The sequence below is a fragment of the Agromyces sp. P1_H4 genome (assembly GCF_056405255.1).
This window is the reverse complement of the sequence record NZ_JBFUCL010000335.1, coordinates 1-4,123: the sequence shown is the minus strand read 5'-3', so window position 1 is coordinate 4,123 and position 4,123 is coordinate 1. Positions and strand designations below refer to the sequence as shown.

2 protein-coding genes are annotated in these 4,123 nt (G+C 72.1%); both read left to right on the top strand.

The genetic code is table 11. The annotated features are described in order from the left end of the window. The coding region (locus tag AC1DY2_RS16520) for a PA domain-containing protein (protein ID WP_476763406.1) at positions 1 to 1,793 on the top strand (1,793 nt) is incomplete at its 5' end. A 97-nt stretch (positions 1,794 to 1,890) separates the two neighbouring features. Continuing rightward, on the top strand, positions 1,891 to 4,123 hold a 2,233-nt coding region (locus AC1DY2_RS16515), incomplete at its 3' end, for a DEAD/DEAH box helicase (RefSeq protein ID WP_476763405.1).

The following is a 4,123-nucleotide window of genomic DNA, read 5'->3' as shown; positions in this document are numbered from 1 at the left end:
CCCAGGTGGCGTTCGACGCGCGGGCCGCGAAGCCCGTGACGGTCGACGTCGGCACCGACGGCCTCATTCCGTGGTTCAACCGCCTCGACCTGCGGGCCGACACCTTCACGTCGAGCTACATCGACACGGTGACGAGCGACGGCTTCTACGCGCAGCCGATGACCGCGCCGAACGCCGAGGACTTCTCGTTCACGAGCCGCTGGCGGCTGGCGAAGCCCATGGTCGACTTCGCGGCCGGCAAGGAGTCGCTCGACCTCATCCCGCTTCCCGGCTCGATCCTGCGCGACACCACCGTGAAGGCGGCTGCCGTCGACGCCGGGCTCGGCAGCGTCGAGGAGTTCGCGAAGGCCAAGGCACGCGGCAAGGTCGCGGTCGTGACCCGTTCGACCGAGGTTTCGGCGTCGGCGCAGGCGGCGAACGCGCTCTCCGCGGGTGCCGCGGCCCTGCTCATCGTGAACGACGCCGACGGCGAGTTCAACACGTGGGTCGGCAGTGAGGACTACATGAGCGAGGTCGACCTGCCGGTCGCATCGATCAGCGGGGTTCAAGGGCGAAAGCTCCTCAAGTCCATCGGTTCGAAGAAGCTCACGATCACAGGTTCGGTCGAGGCCGCTCCCGAGGAGGTGTTCGACATCCTCCGCTTCGTCGACGGCTCGATCCCCGAGGACCTCGACTACCGACCGGACGGCCTCGCCGAGGTCGACACCACGTTCCACGGTCAGACCGGCGAGCTCATCGGCGAGTTCCGATGGGACTTCGACCCGGTCACGCAGTACTCGGTCGGCGCCATGCTTCGCACGGAACGCGGCATCACCCGCACCGATTGGGTCAACACCGACCAGGTGGAGTGGAATCAGGGTGCGATGCTGATCCCCGCCAGCTGGGAGGTGCGCGACCTGCGTCGGTCGTACGAGCCCGGCTCCGTCTCCGAGGCGACCTTCTACGGCCCGATCGTGCGCCCGTTCGTGGGGCCGGGATACTGGGCGCCCGAGCGCACCGGCGGCTACGCACAGGTCAACGTGCCCTCCTGGGCCGACGGCGGCAGCCCCCAGCACACGGGTGCCTTCGACGTCTTCGAGCCTCGCGACGATCGGTCGCAGACCACCGACGTGTGGGTCGACGGCGAGCTGCGGGCGTCGGTGCCGTGGCAGTCGGCGACGGTGTTCGACATCCCCGACGGCACCACCGACTGGCGCGTGCTGAACACCGCGGTCCACGACGGCAGCTATATCCCCGGCTCGACGAAGACGGTGACCGAGTGGACCTTCCAGTCGACCGGCACCTCGGATGACTACACCGAGCAGACCCTGCCGATGATCCAGGCCTACTACGACGTCGATGCGGATGCCTCGGGCGCCGTCGGTTCCGGACGCAAGGCCGGTGCCCCGGTCGACCTGGGCCTCGAGCTGAGTCACATCGAGAGCGCCGACGGCATGGCCGAGCTCACCGACGCGACGCTCGAGATGCGCGTGGCGGGCGGCGATTGGAAGCCCGTCGAGCTTGCGGATGCCGCTGCCGACGCCGCGACCGTCAGCCCGATGATCAACTACCCGGTCGAGCGGCCGTTCCTCGAGCAGTACGCCGCCGAGCTCCGGGTGCCCGACGCGGGTGCGTGGATCGACCTCAAGGTGACGGCGAAGGATGCCGCGGGCAACACGTTCTCGCAGGAGATCGAGCGGGCGTTCGAGGCGGCACCCGCGAAGGGCGGCCACGGCGGCGGCAACGGCGGTCAGGGCGGCAACGGCGGTCAGGGCGGCCACGGCCCCCACAGCCCGCACGGTGGTCACGCCTGACCTGAGGCACTGACACAGCAGCGACGCGGCGTCGGCCCGATCCACGGATCGGTCGGCGCCGCGTCGTCGTGTCGGCCGCGCGTGCGAGCATGGGTGCATGCCCGCCGATCCCGCTCCCCGTGGCGGATCGCGGGCCACGGCGGGCGACTGGCGTCGCGAGCTCGCGCCGTTCACGCCGGGGCTCGGGCACGAGGCATCCGATGACGGCGGGCACGTGGCAGCCGATGCCGCACCGCGACGTCCCCTCGCCCTGCAGTTCGAGCTGCGCCGACGGGTCACGCGTCGTCCCGGCGAATGGCAGGGTCCACGTGACGAGCCCGCCCGGCGGGCCGGGTCGGTGGACCGACTCGCGGTGCGCCCGGTCACCCAGGGGGCACGGGGCGCCTGGATCAAGGCGGGCCTCACCTGGCAGAACGTCGGCTTCCAGGCGACCGCCGGCGGGTTCGACCCGGCGCAATCGCGCTGGTTCGCGCAGTTCGCGATGCTGAAGGGCTCCTCGCCGAGCGTCTTCGCCACCTACGGCTCCGAGTGGATCACCCTCGACGAGTTCGAGAGCCCGCTCCTCTGGGCCCTGCTCGACGAGGCCGCGCGGCTCGGCATCGAGCTCGTCGGTTCCGACGTGACGCCCGAGCTCGCCGTGCTCGGCGCGGCATCCGTCGTGCTCGACGCCGCGATCGACGACGGCGGCGGCCTCGAGCTCGCGCCCCGGCTGGAGTTCGCCGCGGGCGGCAGCGGCGGCCCGGGCACCGTGCGAGCCGTCGGCGACGCGCGTCTGATCGCGCGACACGGCCTCTACCGGTTCGACCTCGATGCGGGCCTCCTCGAGCTGGCGCCCCTGGCCCGACGCCTCGCCCCGGCCGAACGCTCGGCGCTCGAACAGCCTCGCACCGTGCGGGTGCCCGCCGACGAGGTGTCCGAGTTCCTGCGCGGGCACTTCCATGCCCTCGCCCGGTCGATCACCGTCACCAGCCGTGACGGCAGCTTCGACCCTCCGCCGTTGCCGCCCGCGGCACTCGTGCTCGACGCGCGCTTCGAGCCCGACGACGTGCTGCGGCTCTCGTGGCACTGGGAGCACGCCGACGGGCGCACGGCGGCGGTCGCGGCATCCGTCGACGCGGCCGCGGCCGACCCCGAGCTCGACGACGACCTGCTCGCCCGGGTCGCCGACGAACTGGGCTGGGTGCCGCTCGATGCCGTGGTGCTGCGCGGCGTCGACGCGGCCGAGTTCACCGCCGAGCGCCTGCCGCGGCTCGAACGCCTCGCCGCCGGCAGCGCCCTGCGCATCGACACCACGGGCGAACGACCCGAGTACCGAGAGGCCACCGCCCAGCCCGTGGTCACGGTCACCACCGTCGAGTCGCTCAAGCGCGACTGGTTCGACCTCGGCGTGGTGCTCACGGTCGACGGCAAGCTGGTTCCCTTCATGCCGCTGTTCCGGGCGCTCGCCAAGGGGCAGAAGCGACTCCTGCTCGTCGACAAGAGCTACCTCATGCTCAACCAGCCGGTGTTCGCGCCGCTGCGTGAGCTCATCGAGGAGGCCGGCACGCTCGCCGAGTGGGAGACCGGCCTGCGCATCCACCGCTCCCAGACGAGCCTCTGGGCCGACTTCGAGGACCTCGCCGACGCCGCAGAGCCCGCGATCGACTGGCGCCGCACCGTCTCCGCGCTGGAGGACGGGCGGGTCGACGAGCTGCCCCCGCCCGACGGCCTCGCGCTCCCGCTTCGCCCCTACCAGCTTGCCGGATTCCGCTGGCTGGCGTTCCTCTGGGCGAACCGGCTGGGCGGAGTGCTCGCCGATGACATGGGCCTCGGCAAGACGGCGCAGACGCTCGCGCTCATCGCCCACGCCGTCGAGCAGCCAGACGGCCGGCTCCCGTTCCTCGTGGTGGCGCCTACCTCCGTCGCCTCGAACTGGGTGCGCGAGGCCGAGCGGTTCACGCCCGGCCTCCGGGTCGCGAGCGTCACGGCGACCGAGGCGAAGCGGCGCGGTCGCATCGCGGATGCCGCCGCGTCGGCCGACCTCGTCGTCACGACCTACGCCGTGCTCCGCCTGGAGGCCGCGGCATTCGCCGCGGKGGAATGGGGCGGGCTGGTGCTCGACGAGGCGCAGTTCGTGAAGAACGCGGCGACGAAGGTGCACGAGGCGGCACGCGGCATCCGTGCACCGTTCCGCCTGGCCGTGACCGGCACGCCCATCGAGAACAACCTCGGCGAGCTCTGGGCGATCCTGCGGATCGTGGCGCCCGGCCTGTTCCCGTCGCGCCGCGCGTTCGACGAGCGCTACCGCAGGCCGATCGAGCAGGACGGCAACGCCGAGCGGCGCGAGCGCC